The following is a 16906-nucleotide window of genomic DNA, read 5'->3' as shown; positions in this document are numbered from 1 at the left end:
GCCCATGACGAAAATCCCTGTCCATCTCGACATCAACGGCAACCATCACGAACTGGAGCTTGAGCCGCGCGTCACGCTGCTCGACGCCTTGCGCGACCGGCTCGGCCTGACCGGCACCAAGAAGGGCTGCGACCACGGCCAGTGCGGCGCCTGCACCGTGCATGTCGACGGCGAGCGCGTGCTGGCTTGCCTGACGCTGGCCACTCAGGCTCAGGGCCGCGCCGTCACCACTATAGAGGGGCTTGCACGGGAGGGCGAACTGCATCCCGTGCAGGCTGCCTTCCTCGAGCAGGACGCCTTCCAGTGCGGTTATTGCACATCAGGCCAGATCATGTCGGCGGTGGCCTGCATCCGCGAGGGCCATGCCGGCTCCGATGACGAAATCCGCGAATACATGGCCGGCAATCTCTGCCGTTGCGGCGCCTATCCGCACATTGTCGCCGCTGTGCGCCAGGCAGCTTTGGAGGTCGCATCATGAGGGATTTTTCCTATTTTCGCGCAGGCTCGGTCGATGCGGCACGCGAGGCGGCCGCCCTGCCCGGCGCCATGCTGCTCGCCGGCGGCACCACGCTGATCGACCTCGCCAAATGCGGCGTTGCAGAACCCGACAGCCTGGTCGACATCACCCATCTCAAGGGGCTGGACTCGATCGAGGTGACCGAGCGCGGCGCCACCATCGGCGCGCTGGCCAAAATGGGCCATGTCGCCGACCATGCCGATATCAAGAGCCGCTTCCCCGCCGTCTCGGAAGCGTTGTGGCAGGCGGCTTCGGCACAAATCCGCAACATGGCGACCATGGGCGGCAATCTGATGCAGCGCACCCGCTGCCCCTATTTCCGCGATCCCTCGAATTTCCCCGCCTGCAACAAGCGGGAACCCGGCTCGGGCTGTTCGGCGATCGGCGGCGTCACGAGGGGACATGCCGTGCTCGGCACCAGCGAGGCCTGCATCGCCATGTATCCCGGCGACCTCGCCGTGGCCTTGGTCGCCTTCGACGCGGCCGTCCATCTCGGCGAGCGCCGGGTTTCGGTCGACGACTTTTTCCTGCTGCCCGGCAGCGCGCCCGACAGGGAACACGCGATCGAACCGGGAGAGATGATCACCGCCATCGAAATCCCCGGGACCGCCGCTGCCCGCCGCTCGACCTACCTCAAGATCCGCGATCGGCAATCCTACGAGTTTGCGGCGGCCAGTGCGGCCGTCGGCATCGAGTTCGAGGCGGACGGCCGCACCATCCTTGACCTGCGCGTCGCGCTCGGCGGTGTCGCCACAAAGCCGTGGCGTGCGCGCGCCGTGGAAGCGGCGCTGAAAGGCAAGGTGCTGGAACCGGAAACCGTCCGCGCGGCCAGCCTGCTCGCCGTCGAAGGCGCCGTCGACCATGGCGCCAACCATTACAAGATCGAGCTCGCGCCGCGCGTCGTCGCGCGCGCCATCCTCAAATTGGGAGAGACGGCATGACCGTTCACACAAGACATGGCGATGCTTCGGATGGCGTGACGGCGGAAGCCGTCGGCGGCCGGCTGTCGCGCGTCGACGGCCCGGCCAAGATCACCGGCGCCGCGAAATACGCCGTCGAGCAACAGCTCGAAGGCCTCGCCTATGCCGTGCTGGTCGAGAGCACGATTGCATCGGGCAAGGTGCGCGCGATCGATACCACCGCCGCTGAAGCCGCACCGGGCGTGCTGCAAGTGCTGACACCGGACACCATCATCAGCCTCAGGACCGCCTCGGACTGGTTCGGCACGCCGCCACCCGACAAACCCTATTGCCCGCTGGCGCGCGACATCACCTTCTCGGGCCAGCACGTCGCTGCAGTGGTGGCGGAAACCTTCGAGCAGGCGGTCGCCGCGGCCGCCCTGGTCAAGGTCAGTTACGACGAGGCGCCAACCATCGTCGACCTCAGCGACGGCAAGGCCGGCGACGGCATTCCGATCGACGCCATGACCAAGGAATGGGGCGACGCGCAAGCCGCTTTCGCCTCGGCCCCGGTCCGGGTCTGCGCCGCCTACAACACGCCGCGCGAATACCAGGCGCCGATGGAGCCGCATGGCCTGATCGCGCGCTGGGAAGGCGACAAGCTAACCGTATGGGAGCCGAGCCAGTGGCTGGACGGCATGGCGCGCACCTATGCCGAATGGTTCGCCGTGCCGTTCGAGAATGTGCGGCTGCTCTCGCCCTATATCGGCGGCGGTTTCGGCTCCAAGGCGCTGGCGCTCAGCCATGGCGCGGTGGCGGCATGTGCCGCCAAGATGCTCGGCCGACCGGTGCGGCTGGTGATGACGCGGCCGCAGACCTTCACCAGCTATGGCGGGCGCGCGGCGACGCGGCAGACGGTGGCGCTCGGCGCCGACCATGACGGAAAAATCCAGTCGATCGTGCATCGCGGCGTCAACGAGACCTCCATGGACGGCATGTGGGTCGAGCCGCTTGGATCGGTCACCTCGATCATGTACGCGACGCCCAATTTCTCCTCGCGGCAGAATGTCGTGCGGGTGAATTCCGTGGTGCCGGGCGCCATGCGCGCACCGGGCGAAAACCCTAGCGCCTTCGGCATCGAAAGCGCCATCGACGAGCTCGCCTACGAGGTCGGCATCGACCCGTTGGAGATTCGGCTGCGGAATTATGCTGAGCAGGATCCCCATGCGAAAAAAGCCTGGTCGACCAGGCAGTTGCGCGAGGCTTTTGCAGCGGGAGCGGAACGCTTCGGCTGGGCGAGGCGGACACCCGAACCGCGCTCGATGCGCGACGGCAACCAGCTGATCGGCTGGGGCGTCGCCGCCGGCACCTATCCGGTGCGGCGCGCCTATGGCGAGGCGATCGTGCGCATCCTCGCCGACGGCTCGGTCGAGGTCGAGAGCTCCTCGATCGACATGGGCCAGGGCACCTACACCATCCTGGCGCAGACCGCCGCCCAGACGGTCGGCGTGCCGGCCGACAACGTGGTGGTGAAACTGGGCGACTCCCGCTTTCCCCGCGCCGGCGTCACCGGCGGCTCGCGGCTGGCCGGTGTCATGACCGGCGCCGTCTACAAGGCGGCGACCTCCGCGCTCGACCAGCTGGTTGGGCTGGCGATCAGCGATCCGCGCTCGCCCTTCCACGCGCTGCAGGCCAACACTTTGGTCGTCGCCAACGGCCGCATAGCTTCGCCGCGCGGTGACGGCCCCGATCTCTCCATCGCCGAACTGCTGGCCAGCATCGGCCGCGACCACATCGAGGCCACCGGCGACACCATGCCGGTCAACTCGACCGCCGAGGATCGCTACAAGAACTACACCACCATCGCCATGTCGCTGCCGCACACCGAGGGCGACTATTCCCGCCACTCCTGGTGCGCGCATTTCATCGAGGTGCGCGTCGACGAGGATTTCGGCACGGTGCGCGTATCACGCGTGGTGTCGGCGCTGGATTCCGGCCGCCTCTACAATCCGAAGCTTGCCGAAAGCCAGTGGAAGGGCGGCATCATCATGGGCATCGGCCAGGCGCTGTTGGAGGAAGGCATCGTCGACCGCCGCCACGGCCGCATCGTCAACAACAACCTCGCCGACTATCTGGTGCCGACCAATGCCGATATTCCCGACATCGAGGTGATCTCGGTCGGCATCCCCGACCTGCACTCCTCGGTGCTCGGCGGCAAGGGCGTCGGGGAACTCGCCATCGTCGGCGTCGCGCCCGCGATCGCCAACGCGGTGTTCCACGCGACGGGCAAGCGCGTGCGGGACCTGCCGATCACGCTGGAGAAACTGATTTAAGTATCTGCCGACGCCGAAACTGCCGATCTCCCCCTTGCGGGGAGATTGCGCGCTCAGCCGCCTCCGCCTCCACCCTGCCCCTTCATGAACTGGCTGAGCAGATCCACCGGCAGCGGGAACACCACCGTGGACGAGCGCTCGCCGGCGATGTCGTGCAAAGCCTCGAAATAGCGCAGCTGCATGGCCTGCGGCTCGGCCGCCAGCATCCGGCCCGCCTCGACCAGTTTCGCCGCCGCCTGCTGTTCGCCCTCGGCGTTGATCACCTTGGCGCGCCGCAGCCGCTCCGCCTCGGCCTGCTTGGCGATGGCGCGGATCATGTTCTCGTTGAGGTCGACATGCTTGATCTCGACATTGGAGACCTTGATGCCCCAGGCGTCGGTACGCTGGTCGAGGATCTCCTGGATATCGCTGTTGAGCTTGTCGCGCTCGGCCAGCATCTCGTCGAGCTCGTGCTTGCCGAGAACCGAACGCAACGTGGTCTGCGCCAGCTGGTTGGTGGCGGCCATGAAGTCCTCGACCTGGATGACCGCCCGCTCGGCGTCGACGATGCGGAAATAGAGCACCGCGTTGACCTTCACCGAGACGTTGTCGCGCGAAATGACGTCCTGCGGCGGCACGTCCTGCACCACCACGCGCAGGTCGACCTTCACCATCTGCTGGACGAAGGGAACGAGGATGATGAGACCGGGACCCTTGACCCCGGTGAAGCGGCCGAGCGTGAAGACCACGCCGCGCTGATATTCCCTGAGGATGCGGATGGCCGCGGACAGGAATATGACCACGACCAGCGCAAGCAACAGATAGGCCACGTAACCGATGCTCATTGTTTTGCTCCGTTCCTTGCCGCATCGCGCCGCCGCACCGTCAGCACGAGGTCGCTGACATCGGTCACCTCGACGCTGTCGCCGGGTGCGATAGGTTCGTCGGCCTTCGCCCGCCAGCGCTCGCCCTGGGCCAGCACGTGGCCCTCGCCGCCTTGCCAGTCGAGGATCTTGGCCGGCAAGCCGCGCATGGCCTCGCCGCCGACGCGCGGCGGATTCCGGCGCGCCGCCCAGACATAGGTGCCGGTCAGCAGCGCCAGCCCAAGCGTCAGCGCGGCGGCTGGACCGATGATGGCCCATGACATGGCAAAGCCTGGCCCCTCGACCCTCAGCAGCATGGCGGCGCCGAACAGAAAGGCGGCCACGCCGCCGAGCCCAAGCACGACGGTGGGATTGAAGGCCTCGACGACGAGGAAGGCGATGCCGAGCAGCATCAGGGCAAGGCCGGTATAGTTGATCGGCAGGAGGTTGAGCGCATAGAGGCCAAGCACGAGGCAGATGGTGCCGATGACGCCGGGCGCCACGGCACCTGGGCTGATGAATTCGAAGAGGATGCCATAGACGCCGACCAGCATCAGGATGATCGCGGTGTTGGGATCGGTGATGATGGCGAGCAGCCGGATGAACCAGCCGGGCTCCAGGGTCTCGACCGGCAGCCCTTTCGTCGCCAGCACCTCTTTCTTGCCGGCCACGTCGACGGTGCGCCCATCGGCCAGTTGCAACAGCTCGGTGGTGTCGCGGGCGACGAAGTCGATGACATGTTCCTGCAGCGCCGCATTGGCCGACAGGCTTGCCGCCTCGCGCACGGCCTTCTCGCCCCAGTCGCCATTGCGCCCGCGCAGTTCGGCGAGCGAGCGGATCAGCGCGACGGCGTCATTGGTCACCTTGGCCATCATCGCGTCGCCCGCCGGCCGCCCGGTGGCGTCCTTCTCGTCCTTGGCCGGGCCGTTGTCCTTCTCGCCGCCGGGAAGCGACGGCAGGCCGCCCATCTCGACCGGCGTCGCGGCGCCGAGATTGGTGCCGGGCGCCATGGCCGCCACGTGGGTGGCGTAGAGGATGTAGGTGCCGGCACTCGCCGCATGGCCGCCGGCCGGCGCGACATAGCCAATGACGGGCACCGGCGAAGCGAGAATGGCGGCGATCATCTCGCGCATCGAGGTGACCAGTCCGCCGGGCGTGTCGAGTTGAAGGATGAGGACCGCGGCGTCCCGCCTGGCAGCGACGTCAAGCGCTTCCTCGAGCTGCCTGGTGCTTGCGGGCCCGATGGCGCCGTCAATGGCGACGCTCAGCGCGACCCTCTCGCTCCCGGCCGAAGAGAAGGGAGAAAAGACAGCCACGGCGACAAAGGCCGCGGCAAGAAGGGCCACCCGCGCGAAGGTCACGCTCAAAGCTCCACGGAATCCATATGGGTTGTATTTTGGAGAAGTCCATGGGGGAGCAGTGGTGTCCTTCAAGCTTGCGAAGCTGTGGTCGGCCACGGCCCCACCGGTCTCCTTGAGCAAGGTTGGGCGCGGCAAATTGCGAGATCTGGAAAGCCTATTCCGGCGACGGCACCGGCGGCCGCGATGTCAGCGCGGTGCCGAAGGCGGCGGCAATGACGGCGGCGATGCCGGCCAGTTGCGGCGCGGTCAGGGTTTCATGCAGGAACAGGAAGCCGGCCAACGCGCCCAGCGCCGGCTCCAGGCAGGTCAGCGTGCCGTAGATGCGCGCCGGCATCCGGGTCAGCGCCACCATCTCCAGAAAGAACGGCAGCGCGCTGGAGAACAGGCCGACGAGCAAGGCACTTCCCAGGATCGACGGCGCGAGCAGCGCGGTTCCCGCCTGCGCCACGCCGAATGGCAACACCAGCACGGCGGCGATCGCCATGCCGTAGGCGGTGGTGCGGGTGCCAAGCTCGGCGCCGGCCTTCTGGGCGAGCACGATGTAGAGTGCCCAGAAGCCGCCGGCCGCCAGCGCCAGCATCACCCCGGTCGGATCGAGCGGCTGGAGCGAACGGACGAAGGGCGACAACAAGACGATGCCGGCCACCGCCAGCACGATCCAGGCAAAGTCGCTGGCGCGCCGCGAGGTCGCCGTCGCCACCAGGAGCGGGCCGGAGAACTCCAGCGCCACCGCGATGCCGAGCGGAATTCTGGCGAGCGCGGCATAGAACAGAAGGTTGAGCGCGCAGAGCGTCACGCCATAGGCGACCAGCCACGGCAAGGTGGCGCGCGACGGCTGCCTCTGCCACGGCCTCAGCACCGCGACCAGCATCAGCGCGCCGATGACCAGCCTCAGCGTCGTGGTGCCTTGCGCGCCGATCAGCGGGAACAGCCCCTTGGCGAAGGTGGCGCCGATCTGGATCGACACCATGGCGCCCATCAGCGCCGCTATGGGCAAGGGCGCCGCTTCACGACGGGCAATCGGCGTCGATGTCACTTTGGTTTCATCCTTCCCTGCCCTGTCGGGCATCCGCGCGGCCCAGTGGCATGGGGATAGGCTGAACTGGCCTGGCTGTCGTGAGGCAGCAGGCGGCTGGCTAATAGGGCAAGGTGCTGGAGAGCAAGTGCGGGACAAACGCCTGCCGGGATCAGTCGCTTTCCTGTTCGCGTGGCAGGCGCCGCTGCTTCGACATCGCGACGACCTCATCAGCAATCCGCCGGTCAATCATAGGTCAGCCGCCATGGAGCGATTGCAACAAAGGCTCCGACACAAGGCATCCAATGTCGACTTGAGGCGTTGAGAACAATGTCAGCAGGCAATCCATCGGTTTAGCCAACGACTGGCGCAATAGCGGAGACTCACAAATGGACATTCCCAAGGGTGCGACCGTCGCGGTAGCTGACGGCGAGAGGCTCAACCTGTTCCGGAACTCGGGAGACGAGGCCAATCCAAAGCTCACGGCCTCGGTGGCTGAAGACGTGACAAACGACAACAAGGGCTCCGGCGCGCGCCATCAGAGCAGTTCCGCCAATCCGGACAGCAGTCAGATCGAGGAAGATAGTTTCGCTGCGGGAACAGCCGATCTCCTCAACCGGCAGGTGCTCGGCGGACAGATCGCCAATCTCATCATCATCGCCGCTCCCCGGACGCTTGGGGAACTGCGCAAGCACTATCATCAGAAACTTTCGGCGGTGCTTGTTGGCGAAATCGCAAAAGATCTCACCGGTCATTCGGCGCAGGAGATCGAGAAAGTCGTTGCCGCCGCCTAAGCCATCCACATCCCAATTTTACTATTCCTCCATTGGATTGAAACAATCAATCATGACAAGATTATTTGGTTTATTGGCCACAGCGATGCTTTGCATCGCGGTCCCCGCCCAGGCGTCTGACGGGTCCTTTCTGAAATCTTTCGCAGGCAGTTGGGTTGGCAAGGGCACGGTCAAAGTCGACGCAGATTCTCAGCCCATCAAGATCAACTGTAAATTCGCGTCCGACGCAACCGAGAGCTCGTTGTCCCTTGATGGCAAATGTACAGGTTACGTGGTCTTCTCGCGAGCGATCGGCGCCGACGTCAAGACCGATGGCAAAACATATGCCGGCACATACACCGGATCGAGCACAGGCCCGGCAGGCCTGAGCGGCAATCGCTCAGGCAACGCTTTGGTCCTCGGCATCCATTGGGCAAAAGAAGTCAATGGCGACCGGGCCGCCCAGCTGAAGCTGGAAAAGGTTGGAGACAACGGGATGCGTTTGACGACCATCGACAAGGACCCGGCCACCGGCAAGAACATCACGATCAGCGAGATCAACCTCAACCGCAAATAGCGTTTTTGATTGGCCGACATCCTACATTCGGGCCGGCAGGCGGGCGAAGCTCAAACGTCCGCCGATGCCGCCGAACTATGTTAGCTCGTAGTAGAAATCGCAAATCAGATCCGCGACTTTAATGGCTTCAAAATCCGTCATGTGCGCGGCTGTCTCGACAGCGACCGTTTCCATATCGTCCTGATCGATGGCCATTAGGTCCAGTATTTTTGCAAACTTGAATTTGAGCTCGCGATCACCATCGAATTCGTCGATCGTAACGTGCAAAATGTTCAAATTGGCATCGATCAGGCGCGTTTGAACGCTGTCGGCAGAGGCTGCCAGCGTCCTGATTGCAGCGAAAAAGTGCTCGCGCGCATTGGAATATTTTTCGTCCATTTTATTGTGCCTTTACGGTTGAAACGCAGCGCCTTGGACGCGAGACGCGAACCACGACTTACGCTTTCGGGGTCGCCGGAGTCAACAATGGTGACCGCCCCCTCGCCCGCTGTGAAACGTGTGGACTGTGCACAGGCAGGCGGATAAAATAACCCCTTGTCGAGCGGAGGGTTCCAGCAACGATGGACGGCAAGCGGCTCGACCACAAGCTGGATTGCAAGGCTTGCGGCACAATCCTGATGGACATCCCGGACAAGGCGGAAGAACACACCGCCATTCATTGCAGTCTTTGCGGCGCTTACCTCGGCGAATGGGGCGAGTTGCAAGATGATTTTCAAAAGCAGGCCGGGCACACCCAGGCCTTCGACCTGAATCACGGCACTATCCGGAAGAAATAGCCTCTTGGAGGCGTCGGATCATCTTCTTGAAATCCGTCGGCGCAGTGTGCTCTTTTGTTTTGCTCTGCAGCGCAAGGACGTGACTCCAAACCCGCTGCGGGCCGGCGCAGCGGGTTTGATATGGCTTGCGTCAAGCGGGAAGCCTATCCATCAGGCATAAATTGGTTCGCGGTCAGCCGCCACGCAAGGGCCACTTTGCCCCCCGCGGGGCCAGCGTGGGGCGACCGACGCCGGGCATGGCGGTGGATCATCCTCATCATCCTTGCCCGTAAACCGCCATTTACGCCTCCATCCACTGATGAGGGCGCTGCGGCGATCAAACGCGGTGTGCGACGGCATGACCCGATGCAACGGACGCTTGCCGCGACCACCGTCTTGATCGAGAGCCCGCAGCCCACACAGTATTTCCTCGAGCGGGATAATCGTCCCGTTGTCCAGTTTTCGTAAGGTGGGCTGGTTTTCGACTGCACAAGCGTCCGACGCCCACGATGCGAGCACGGCACGCTTTTCATCCAGGCTCATGCGCGAATGGTTGAGCACACGCTCGGGACTGTCGAGAAGGAAAGAAAGACCTTCGAACAAAGTGGCGCGCTTGGTTGCAGCGCGGGATATTTCAGTCTGCTGGTTCATCTCCAATCTCCGCAATCAGGGCCTCCCGGCCGAAACCGGGAGGGGACCGCAGCGTTAGGGGTTGAAAGCTTGGCCGTCAGGCAACCTTGCGCGACTTTTCCACGTCCTGGCTGATCTGCTTGCCGACCGCCACGGCATCGCTGGCGCCGATGCTTATGCGGCGAGGCTTCAGTTCCTCGGGGATTTCCCGGACGATGTCGATGCTGAGCAGGCCGTTTTCGAGGCTCGCCGCAACCACCTTCATATGGTCGGCCAGCTTGAATACCTGTCTGAAGTTCCGCAAGGCAAGGCCCTGGTGCAGGATCTGGCGCCCCTCCGTGCTGGTGGCTTTCTGGCCGACGACCACCAACTCGTGACCGTTCTGCGTCAATTCCACCTCATCGGAGCTGAAGCCCGCTATAGCCATGGCGATGTGATAGTCGTTTTCGCCCGTCTTCTCGATGTTGTAAGGCGGCCAGTCGGTCCGGTTACTGTTGTCGAGCATGTCAAAAAGACGGTCGAAGCCGACGGTGGTGCGATAAAGCGAGTCAAAGGTTCTCATAGCCACATTCTCCTTGAAGCAACATGGGTACAAGGTGCGCCGCCCAATGCGGCGCCGCCTGCTGTCGAGCTTTGAAGCCTCGACGGCAAACGATTTGGGGACCGTCGAAAACAGCTTCAAGAGCCTCGAGCAAGAAAAAATAAGAGCTCCTCATGGTGAGAAAACCGCCTGCCGGGAGGAGGTTCACAAGATCTGCGAACGACCTCGGCGATACACGTGCAGGGGGCCCGGAGAAGTCGTACAAGAGCTCTGCAGGTGCCCCTCGCGGCGTGGTCTTCGAGCGGGGCTGGGCGCGCCGCATGCGTGCCTGAGCATGAACAGCGGTGGGGCGTCGAAAGGCCGTGCCGGATGGGGGCCGTTCGATACCTCACCCTGCAGCTTGCAACCGGTCAGGGCACCGCCAGCTTCGCCAGCCGTGGGCCGGTCTTGACGTCGATGATCTCCGGCGTCGTGGTGTCGACGACGCCGTCCCAGCCGCCGCCGAGCGCCTTGTTGAGGGCGATGTAGTTGGTCGCCAGCAGGACGCGGCTTTGCAGCAGCGTGTCCTCGGCCGAATAGAGCGAGCGCTGGGCGTCGAGCACGTCGAGAAGGCTCGTCTCGCCGGCCTTGAACAGCGTGCCTTCGATGCGTGCCGCCTCGCCGTAGGATTTCGCCGACGAGGCAAGCTTGCCGATCCGGATACGCTCCTGCGACAGAAGCACGAGCGCATTCTCGACATCCTCGAGCGCGCTCAGCACCGATGACCGGTAGGCGATGAAATACTGATCGCGCTGGGCCTCGGCGACCTCGACGGCGGCCTTCAGCTGCCCGGCATTGAACACCGGCACGCTGAGCGTCGGCCCGAACGACCAGCCGATCGACGAATTCTTGCCGAGGTCGCCAAGCTTGTAGGCGGAAGTGCTGATGTCCCCCGTCAGGCTGACCGAGGGATAGCGCGCCGCCTCCGCCTGGCCGATCTTGGCGGTGTATTGCGCGTATTGCCGTTCCGCCATGCGCACGTCGGGGCGCGACAACAGGATGTCGGCGGGAATGCCGGTCGGCATCGGCAGCCGCGGCGCCGGGATCGGCGCGCCGCGCTTCAGCCGCTCGCTCAGCGCCGCCGGCGGACGGCCGGTGAGCACGGAAAGACGATGCACGGCCTCGGCATAGCTTGCCTCCAGCGTCGGGATGTCGGCTTCGGTGCTGCTTGCCTGGCCCATGGCTTTCGCCACATCGGCCGCCGTCGCGGTGCCGGCCTGCGCCATGGTCCGGGTGAGTTCGGCGGTCTGTCTTTGCGATGCGGCCGAGCGCCGGGCGAGCGCGACGCGGGCCTGATAGCCGCGCGCCTGGGCATAGTACGAGGCGACATCGCCAACCAGGGTCAAAAGGGTCGAGCGGAGCTCCTCCTCGGACGCGTCCAGCCCATAGCGGGCCGCCTCGACGCTCCTGTGGTTGGCGCCGAACAGGTCGAGTTCCCAGCTGGCGTCGAAGCCGGCCTGATATTCGCTGTAGACGGTGCTCGAGCCCGACGTGGTCGCGGCCGACTTGTTGCGGGTGGCCGAGCCGGAGCCGTCCAGCGACGGGAACAGGGCCGCGCTGCTCTGGCGATAGCTGGCGCGCGCCTCGCGGATCTTGGCCTTCGCCGTGGCGACGTCGAGATTCCCGGCAACCGCCTCGTCGACGAGCGTGTTCAGCTCGGGATCGCGCAGCCGCTGCCACCATTTCGACAATTGCGCCGGCTTGGCCGGCGTGGCCTTGTTGTGATCGCTCCAGCTTGCCGGCATCGCCAGCAAGGGCTTCTGGTAATCCGGGCCGACGACGCAGCCGGCGAGCGCCGTCGCCGTCAGCGTCACGACGATCAGCCGCGCCCCGACAGCGCGTCTTGCCGGTGCGCTGCCGATCCGCGCCAAGGCCCCCCTGCTGGCGATATCATCACCCGTCATACCCTTACCCTCAATTGTCATGGATCGTCGCCTCGGGCCTGGTCTCGGTCGCGGCATCCTGCCTGGCCGCCCCGCCCCTGAAGATGCGGCGCACCGTCACGAACAGCAGCGGCACCAGGAACACGCCGATCACCGTCGCCGCGATCATGCCGCCCATGACGCCGATGCCGACGGAGTTCTGCGCCCCCGAGCCGGCGCCGCTGGCGATCGCCAGCGGCGTGACGCCGAGGATGAAGGCCAGCGACGTCATCAGGATCGGCCGCAGCCGCTGTCGCGCCGCCTCCAGCGTCGCCTCGACGAGCCCCATGCCGGCGGTCTGCCGCTCGATGGCGAACTCGACGATGAGGATGGCGTTCTTGGCGGCGAGGCCGATCGTGGTCAGCAGCCCGACCTTGAAATAGACATCGTTGGACTGGCCGAACAGGGTCGCCGCCAGAAGCGCGCCGAAGATGCCGATCGGCACCGAGAGCATGACCGCGAACGGGATCGACCAGCTCTCATAGAGCGCGGCCAGGCACAGGAACACGACCAGCGCCGAAATCGCGTAGAGCGACAGCGCCTGGTTGCCGGAAAGCCGCTCCTGGTGCGACAGCCCGGTCCATTCGTGGGAATAGCCGGCGGGCAGTTGCGCCACAAGCTTGTCGATCTCGTCCATGGCGGCGCCCGAACTGACGCCGGTGGCCGCCGCGCCCTGGATCTCGACGGCCGCCGACCCATTGTAGCGTTCGAGCCTGGGCGAGCCGAACGTCCAGTGGCTGGAGGCGAAGGCCGAGAACGGCACCATGGTGCCGCTGGAATTGCGGACCTGCCATTTCTCCAGATCTTCCGGCTGCATGCGGAAATTCGGGTCCGACTGCAGGTAGACCGGCTTCACCCGCCCGCGATCGATGAAATCGTTGACGTAGTCGCTGCCCCAGGCGGTGGAAAGCGTGTCGTTGATGTCCGACAGGCCAACGCCGAGCGCGCTGGCCTTTTCCTGGTCGATGTCAACCGAGAATTGCGGCTGGTCCTCCTGGCCGTTGGGCCTGGTGTTGGCGAGCACCTTGCTCTGCCCGGCCAGGGCCAGAAGCTGGTTGCGCGTCTGGAGCAGCGCGTCATGGCCGGCGCCATTGACGTCCTGCAGGTAGAAATCGAAGCCGTTGGTGTTGCCGAACCCCTGGATGGCGGGCGGGGCGAGCGCGAACACCTGCGCGTCCCTGATCCTGGAGAAGGCGCCCATCGCGCGGCCGGCGATCGCCTGTGCGGCCATGGCCGTCGATTTGCGCAGGCTGAAATCCTTCAGCCGCACGAAAGCGATGCCGACATTCTGCCCGGCGCCGCCAAAGCCGAAGCCGGAGGCGCTGAACACCCCTTCGACCGCGTCCTTTTCCTCTTTCAGATAGTGGTCGGTGACCTGGGTCAGCACGCGCTCGGTGCGGTCCTGCGTCGCGCCGACCGGCAGCTGCACGCTGGTGATCAGAATGCCCTGGTCCTCTTCCGGCAGGAACGAACTCGGCAGCCTCGCAAACATCCAGCCCATGGCAATGACGATGGCGAGGAAAACGACGAGGGAGCGCTTGGCGCGGTTGATGATGCCATGCGAGCCGTCGCGATAGGCTGTTGCGCCGCGGTCGAAGACGCGGTTGAACCAGCCGAACGGGCCGGTCTGCATCGCATGGTCCTTGGGCGGCCGCAGGATCGTGGCGCAAAGTGCCGGCGTCAGCACCAGCGCGACCAGCACGGAAAGCACCATCGCCGAGACGATGGTGACCGAGAACTGCCGGTAGATGATGCCGGTGGAACCGCCGAAGAAGGCCATCGGCACGAACACCGCCGACAGCACGGTGGCGATGCCGATCAGCGCCCCGGTGATCTCGTTCATCGACTTGCGCGTCGCCTCCTTCGGCGACAGGCCCTCCTCCTGCATGACGCGTTCGACATTCTCGACGACGACGATGGCGTCGTCGACGAGCAGGCCGATGGCGAGCACCATGGCGAACATGGTCAGTGTGTTGATCGAATAGTCGAACAGCGACAGCACGCCGAACGTGCCCAGCAGCACCACCGGCACCGCGATCGTCGGGATGATGGTGGCGCGCAGGTTCTGCAGGAAGATGAACATCACCAGGAACACCAGCACGATCGCCTCGGCCAGCGTCTTGACCACCTCCTCGATCGACAGCCGCACGAAGGGCGAAGTGTCGTAGGGATAGACGACCTCGACGCCTTGCGGCAGGGTCGAGCTCAGGCGGTTGATCGTCGAGCGCACGGCCTCGGCGGTGTTGATGGCGTTGGCGCCGGTCGCCAGGCTGACGGCGAGGCCCGCCGCCGGCTTGCCATTGTAGTGGGCTTGCGTCGTATAGCTTTCGGCGCCGAGCTCGACGGTGGCGACATCGTTGAGGCGAACCAGCGAGCCGTCGGTCTGGCTCTTCAGGATGATGTTGCGGAACTGTTCGGCGGTCTGCAGCCGGCTCTTGGCCGTCACCGTGGCATTGAGCTGCTGGCCCTTGCGCGCCGGCAGGCCGCCGAGCTGGCCGGCAGAGACCTGCGTGTTCTGCGCCTCGATCGCCGAGGCCACGTCGCTCGGCATCAGGGCATATTTGGCGAGCTTGTCGGGATCGAGCCAGATGCGCATGGCATAGCCGGAGCCGAAAAGCTGGGTCGTGCCGACGCCCTCGACGCGCTTCAGCGTGTCGTTGACGGTGGCGTCGACATAGTCGGCGAGATCGGTCGAGTTCATCTTGCCGTCGCTGGAGACGAAGCCGATGACCATCAGGAAGCCGGTCGAGGATTTGGAGACGGTGATGCCGTTGTTCTGCACCACCTGCGGCAGCTGCGACTGGACCAGCTGCAGCTTGTTCTGCGTCTGCACCTGGGCAGTGTCGGGATCGGCGGCCGTGGTGAAGGTCAGCGTGATCGAGGCCGAGCCGGTCGAGGTCGAGGTCGCCGTCATGTAGTCGAGATTGTCGATGCCGGTCATGCCCTGCTCGATGACCTTGGTCACCGAATTCTCGACGGTCTGGGCGTCGGCGCCGGGATAGGTGGCGCTGATGCTCACCGTGGTCGGCGCGATCTGCGGGTACTGCGAGATCGGCAGCGAGTTGAGCGCCAGCAGGCCGCCCAGCATGATCACGATGGCGATCACCCAGGCAAAGATCGGCCGGTTGATGAAAAATGCGGACATGGCTCAGTTCCCGGTCGACTGGCCGGTGCTGGCCGTCTTGGAAGGGGTGGTGACGGCCGAAGTCCCCTGCGCGCGGTCCTTGACCTCGCCGGTCGCCTCGTCGATCGTCACCTCGACCGGCGTCGCTTCGGCGCCGGCGCGCACCAGCTGCATGCCCTCGACGATGATCCGGTCGCCATCGCTGACACCCTGGCTCACCAGCCAGTTGTTGCCGACGCTGTTGCCGACGGCAAGGATGCGTTCCTCGACCTTGCCGTCGGCCTTGACGACCATTGCCGTGGCCTCGCCCTTGGCGTTGCGGCTGACGGCGCGCTGCGGAACCAGGAAGCTGTTCGGCGCAACGCCTTCTTCGACGACGGCGCGCACATACATGCCCGGCAGCAGCAGGCGGTCCGGGTTCGGGAACTCGGCCCGCAGTGCGAATGTGCCGGTCGTCTGGTCGACATTGGCGCCGGCGAACTCCATCTTGCCGGTCTGCGCATAGATGGTGCCGTTGTCGAGCTTCAGCTTGACGCTGACATTGGGGCCGCTGAACTTCAGCCTTCCTTCCGTGATGGCCTGGCGCAGGTTGAGCAAATTGGTGCTCGACTGCGTGACATCGACATTGATCGGATCGAGCGCACGGATGGTGGTCAGCACGGTGTCCTGGTTGGCGGTGACCAGGGCGCCGGGCGTCAGCGACGATTTGTCGATGCGGCCCCCGATCGGCGCGGTGATCTTGGTGTGATCGAGGTTGATGCGCGCGGTTTCGACGCTTGCCTTGGCGGACGCGACGTCGGCCTTGGCCTGCGCCAGCGATGCCGCCGCGTCGTCATAGTCCTGCTTGCTGACCGCATTCTGCTGGATCAGGCCGGCATAGCGGTCGAACTTCGCCTGCGCGCTCGGCACCGAGGCCTCGGCCTTCTGCTGCGACGCCACCGCGCTGTCGTAATCCGCCTGATAGCTTGCCGGATTGATGAGGTAGAGCGGCTGTCCGGCGACGACCTCGCTGCCCTCCTGGAAAAGGCGTGCCTGGATGATGCCGTTGACCTGCGGACGCACCTCCGCCGTAAGCGAAGCCGACGTGCGCCCCGACAATTCGGCGGTGATCGCCACCGACTGCGGATGCACCGTCACCACGCTGACTTCGGGACGCCCGGCCGCCCCCATGCCGGCGGGAGTCTTGCTTTCCTCCTGCGAGCAGGCCGCCAGAAGAAGGGCGACGGCCAGCATTGCGGCCCGGGGCGCGCGCCGGCGTGCCGGCAAAGGGGGTTGGCTAGACTGCATGGACATGTCCTGGATGATGTTTCGCTGGAGTTGCGGTCGCCGCCTGGCTGTCGGCATCGGATCGTTCCGCCAGGAGCCAGCCAACCGAGACGAGGCTGGGCACGGCTGCGGGGCCGCCATCATGGCGATCGCCGTCATGATGACGGGCCGCGCCAATCCGTGGGCGGCGTCGAGCAATGCCCTGAGGCGGCTCATGTCGCGTTCCTTCTCCGCCCCCGGAGCGTACCCGACGAAAAAGCGAGTTCCTGGCCGCGCTGCCCATCGGCATCAGTATCCCGATCAGCGGCGACA

General features: G+C 65.1%; 15 protein-coding genes. 6 read left to right on the top strand and 9 right to left on the bottom strand.

The features are described from left to right. The first annotated feature begins 4 nt into the window (after nucleotides 1-4). The 3 genes from AC56QP_RS29045 to AC56QP_RS29035 are packed head-to-tail and all read left to right on the top strand — an operon-like array spanning nucleotide 5 to nucleotide 3749. Entirely contained in the window at nucleotides 5-478 is a 474-nt protein-coding gene (locus tag AC56QP_RS29045) for a (2Fe-2S)-binding protein (protein ID WP_489862361.1), read from the top strand. Beyond that, nucleotides 475-1458 carry an FAD binding domain-containing protein gene (locus AC56QP_RS29040; protein WP_489862362.1) on the top strand — a complete coding sequence of 328 codons (984 nt, stop codon included), beginning with the start codon at nucleotides 475-477 and terminating at the stop codon, nucleotides 1456-1458. The genes AC56QP_RS29045 and AC56QP_RS29040 overlap by 4 nt, the downstream gene beginning before the upstream one ends. Next, nucleotides 1455-3749 (top strand): xanthine dehydrogenase family protein molybdopterin-binding subunit, encoded by a 2295-nt coding sequence (locus AC56QP_RS29035; RefSeq protein ID WP_489862363.1) that lies wholly within the window; start codon nucleotides 1455-1457, stop codon nucleotides 3747-3749. The genes AC56QP_RS29040 and AC56QP_RS29035 overlap by 4 nt, the downstream gene beginning before the upstream one ends. 53 nt (nucleotides 3750-3802) lie before the next feature. Here the strand turns inward: AC56QP_RS29035 and AC56QP_RS29030 are convergent, their stop codons facing one another. The 3 genes from AC56QP_RS29030 to AC56QP_RS29020 form a co-directional block, all read right to left on the bottom strand. Continuing rightward, a complete protein-coding gene (locus tag AC56QP_RS29030) occupies nucleotides 3803-4573 on the bottom strand; it encodes a slipin family protein (protein ID WP_489862364.1) in 771 nt (256 codons plus the stop codon). Continuing rightward, on the bottom strand, nucleotides 4570-5952 hold the full coding sequence (locus tag AC56QP_RS29025) for an NfeD family protein (RefSeq protein WP_489862365.1): 1383 nt from the start codon (nucleotides 5950-5952) through the stop codon (nucleotides 4570-4572). Before AC56QP_RS29025 ends, AC56QP_RS29030 begins: the two co-directional genes overlap by 4 nt. 154 nt (nucleotides 5953-6106) lie before the next feature. Further along, entirely contained in the window at nucleotides 6107-6988 is an 882-nt protein-coding gene (locus AC56QP_RS29020; protein WP_489862366.1) for an EamA family transporter, read from the bottom strand. A 368-nt stretch (nucleotides 6989-7356) separates the two neighbouring features. Between AC56QP_RS29020 and AC56QP_RS29015 the strand changes: the two genes are divergently transcribed. Continuing rightward, a complete protein-coding gene (locus tag AC56QP_RS29015; RefSeq protein ID WP_489862367.1) occupies nucleotides 7357-7761 on the top strand; it encodes a host attachment family protein in 405 nt (134 codons plus the stop codon). 52 nt (nucleotides 7762-7813) lie between these two features. Then, nucleotides 7814-8317 (top strand): hypothetical protein, encoded by a 504-nt coding sequence (locus AC56QP_RS29010; protein ID WP_489862368.1) that lies wholly within the window; start codon nucleotides 7814-7816, stop codon nucleotides 8315-8317. 75 nt (nucleotides 8318-8392) lie between these two features. Here the strand turns inward: AC56QP_RS29010 and AC56QP_RS29005 are convergent, their stop codons facing one another. After that, nucleotides 8393-8695 (bottom strand): hypothetical protein, encoded by a 303-nt coding sequence (locus AC56QP_RS29005; RefSeq protein ID WP_489862369.1) that lies wholly within the window; start codon nucleotides 8693-8695, stop codon nucleotides 8393-8395. Between the two features lie 182 nt (nucleotides 8696-8877). On the opposite strand from AC56QP_RS29005, the gene AC56QP_RS29000 reads away from it, so the two are divergent. After that, nucleotides 8878-9093: a hypothetical protein gene (locus AC56QP_RS29000; RefSeq protein ID WP_489862370.1), complete on the top strand. Its 216-nt coding sequence runs from the start codon at nucleotides 8878-8880 to the stop codon at nucleotides 9091-9093. 150 nt (nucleotides 9094-9243) lie between these two features. Here the strand turns inward: AC56QP_RS29000 and AC56QP_RS28995 are convergent, their stop codons facing one another. The 5 genes from AC56QP_RS28995 to AC56QP_RS28975 form a co-directional block, all read right to left on the bottom strand. Continuing rightward, entirely contained in the window at nucleotides 9244-9723 is a 480-nt protein-coding gene (locus tag AC56QP_RS28995; RefSeq protein ID WP_489862371.1) for a hypothetical protein, read from the bottom strand. Between the two features lie 76 nt (nucleotides 9724-9799). Next, the gene (locus AC56QP_RS28990; protein ID WP_489863491.1) at nucleotides 9800-10264 is read right to left on the bottom strand and encodes an Hsp20 family protein; all 465 of its coding nucleotides are present in this window, start codon (nucleotides 10262-10264) and stop codon (nucleotides 9800-9802) included. A 389-nt stretch (nucleotides 10265-10653) separates the two neighbouring features. Further along, nucleotides 10654-12186 carry an efflux transporter outer membrane subunit gene (locus AC56QP_RS28985; protein WP_489863492.1) on the bottom strand — a complete coding sequence of 511 codons (1533 nt, stop codon included), beginning with the start codon at nucleotides 12184-12186 and terminating at the stop codon, nucleotides 10654-10656. Nucleotides 12187-12196: 10 nt separating this feature from the next. Continuing rightward, nucleotides 12197-15349, bottom strand: a complete 3153-nt coding sequence (locus AC56QP_RS28980; RefSeq protein ID WP_489862372.1) for an efflux RND transporter permease subunit — start codon at nucleotides 15347-15349, stop codon at nucleotides 12197-12199. A gap of 3 nt (nucleotides 15350-15352) precedes the next feature. Beyond that, nucleotides 15353-16621, bottom strand: coding sequence for an efflux RND transporter periplasmic adaptor subunit (locus tag AC56QP_RS28975; RefSeq protein WP_489863493.1), 1269 nt, complete (start codon nucleotides 16619-16621; stop codon nucleotides 15353-15355). Nucleotides 16622-16906 lie beyond the last annotated feature (285 nt).

The sequence above is a fragment of the Mesorhizobium sp. RCAM 05104 genome, assembly GCF_059683645.1.
The sequence above is the reverse complement of the archived record's forward strand: the minus strand, read 5'-3'. Positions and strand labels throughout refer to the sequence as shown.

Excerpts from the sequence above, each read along its gene's own strand:
- AC56QP_RS29045 (WP_489862361.1), top strand. The coding sequence starts at position 5 with ATGACGAAAATCCCTGTCCATCTCGACATCAACGGCAACCATCACGAA.
- AC56QP_RS29040 (WP_489862362.1), top strand. The coding sequence starts at position 475 with ATGAGGGATTTTTCCTATTTTCGCGCAGGCTCGGTCGATGCGGCACGC.
- AC56QP_RS29035 (WP_489862363.1), top strand. The coding sequence starts at position 1,455 with ATGACCGTTCACACAAGACATGGCGATGCTTCGGATGGCGTGACGGCG.
- AC56QP_RS29030 (WP_489862364.1), bottom strand. The coding sequence starts at position 4,573 with ATGAGCATCGGTTACGTGGCCTATCTGTTGCTTGCGCTGGTCGTGGTC.
- AC56QP_RS29015 (WP_489862367.1), top strand. The coding sequence starts at position 7,357 with ATGGACATTCCCAAGGGTGCGACCGTCGCGGTAGCTGACGGCGAGAGG.
- AC56QP_RS29010 (WP_489862368.1), top strand. The coding sequence starts at position 7,814 with ATGACAAGATTATTTGGTTTATTGGCCACAGCGATGCTTTGCATCGCG.
- AC56QP_RS29005 (WP_489862369.1), bottom strand. The coding sequence starts at position 8,695 with ATGGACGAAAAATATTCCAATGCGCGCGAGCACTTTTTCGCTGCAATC.
- AC56QP_RS29000 (WP_489862370.1), top strand. The coding sequence starts at position 8,878 with ATGGACGGCAAGCGGCTCGACCACAAGCTGGATTGCAAGGCTTGCGGC.
- AC56QP_RS28995 (WP_489862371.1), bottom strand. The coding sequence starts at position 9,723 with ATGAACCAGCAGACTGAAATATCCCGCGCTGCAACCAAGCGCGCCACT.
- AC56QP_RS28990 (WP_489863491.1), bottom strand. The coding sequence starts at position 10,264 with ATGAGAACCTTTGACTCGCTTTATCGCACCACCGTCGGCTTCGACCGT.
- AC56QP_RS28985 (WP_489863492.1), bottom strand. The coding sequence starts at position 12,186 with ATGACGGGTGATGATATCGCCAGCAGGGGGGCCTTGGCGCGGATCGGC.
- AC56QP_RS28980 (WP_489862372.1), bottom strand. The coding sequence starts at position 15,349 with ATGTCCGCATTTTTCATCAACCGGCCGATCTTTGCCTGGGTGATCGCC.
- AC56QP_RS28975 (WP_489863493.1), bottom strand. The coding sequence starts at position 16,621 with ATGTCCATGCAGTCTAGCCAACCCCCTTTGCCGGCACGCCGGCGCGCG.